1 protein-coding gene, 1 pseudogene and 1 riboswitch are annotated in these 1,354 nt (G+C 63.5%); the gene and the pseudogene both read right to left on the reverse strand.

Going from position 1 to position 1,354, the window contains the following annotated elements; all coding sequences use genetic code 11:
- Positions 1-496, reverse strand: a pseudogene (locus tag AB4Y86_RS18975) (NlpC/P60 family protein); the annotation flags it as partial.
- A 263-nt stretch (positions 497-759) separates the two neighbouring features.
- Positions 760-918: riboswitch (cyclic di-AMP (ydaO/yuaA leader) on the reverse strand.
- A 147-nt stretch (positions 919-1,065) separates the two neighbouring features.
- The coding region (locus AB4Y86_RS18980) for a M23 family metallopeptidase (RefSeq protein WP_441403676.1) at positions 1,066-1,354 on the reverse strand (289 nt) is incomplete at its 5' end.

A 1,354-nucleotide genomic window follows, 5' to 3' on the forward strand; every position in this document is an offset into this window, starting at 1 on the left:
GCATGGTGCAGTCCTGGGAAACGCCCATCTGCGCGTAGGCAGCAGYGGCGATCGATGCGCCCATGCCGCTGACGGCAACCGGAGCCTTAGTGGTCAGCGAGGCGGTGGTCGCGGTGCCCGTGGAGGCAGCGGTGTCCGTGGAAGCGACAGCTTCCTGGACCTTGACGACAGGCTTGGGAGCCTCGACAACCGGGGCCGGCGCCGTGGTGACGGACGTCTTGTCGTAGGAGATCGCGATGCTGGAGGCCGCAGAGATCGTGGCCGGTGCGGTCGACTGTACTTCAAGGGCGGAAGCCGAAGTCGATTCGCGCTGAACGTTGGTCTCGGCAGCGTTGGCTGCGATACCGCTGGTCAGTACCAGGCCGGAGGCTGCAGCGATAACCGCGGCCTGGCGACCCATGCCACCGGCGTTGTCGCCGACGGCCTTGGCAATAACAGCCAGCGAGTTGGTCTTGGTGACCTCCGCGCGGTGGCGTGCAGTTGCACGAGTAGTCATTCAGTTCTCTCTTTCGTGATCCTGTGTCCGCGCTCATTGCAGGCGGGACTGAGGACGCTCCGGCATCTTGGGGGTACGCCGGATCGCCCCGAAACGGGTTTCTTTAGCGAAGGGTGTACTGCGAAGACGCGCCAAAAGCGGGAACTGCGTTATGCGAACCTGTCCGGGCGCCGGCAAGGGCAGAACGGAGCATGGTGTGCAGCGGGCTCAACTGAGCCGCGCCAGCGCGAGGACGCGCAGCATTGTGGCGTGAAGACACGAAAGTAGCCTCTCCCAATGCCTACGAGGTKAGCTGTCGGATTCGGATGGGAGTCACCCGGCCGCGCTGCTTCCTGGGAAGCTTTGCGACTTAACCCCAAGGTCTTCTTGCGAAGACCAAAATTGGTTCCCCCGCCCCTGCCAGACGATGTCATGCGAACGGACCTTGAGCGGTGGCAGAGTTAGGCAATCCACTCAAGAGCGCCAACTTCGGAGAAGTTGGCGTGCTTCAAACAGTACAGCAGTCGGGACTCAATGTCACATTCAGATCACGGCGTGTCACAGAAACGCGAGTCGTCCCTCGGCTTGGCTTAGAGCCAGCCGAGCGGGTCAACGACATCCCCATTGACCATCACCTCGAAGTGGAGGTGGCAGCCAGTGGAAGCGCCGGTGGTCCCGCTCATCGCCACCACGTCGCCGCGGGAGACTTGCTGGCCCACGCGGACGCTCGAGGAGGACAAATGGTTGTACGTGGTCTCCAGGCCGTTGCCGTGGTCGATCACGATGCGGTTGCCGCCCCCGTAGGGGTGCCAGCCGGAGAAGGTTACGGTGCCGCTGGCAGCGGCATGCACGGCAGTGCCGCACTGGGCCACGTAGTCC

Source organism: Arthrobacter sp. 2YAF22_2 (genome assembly GCF_052114645.1).
In the GTDB taxonomy this organism is placed as follows: Bacteria; Actinomycetota; Actinomycetes; order Actinomycetales; family Micrococcaceae; genus Arthrobacter.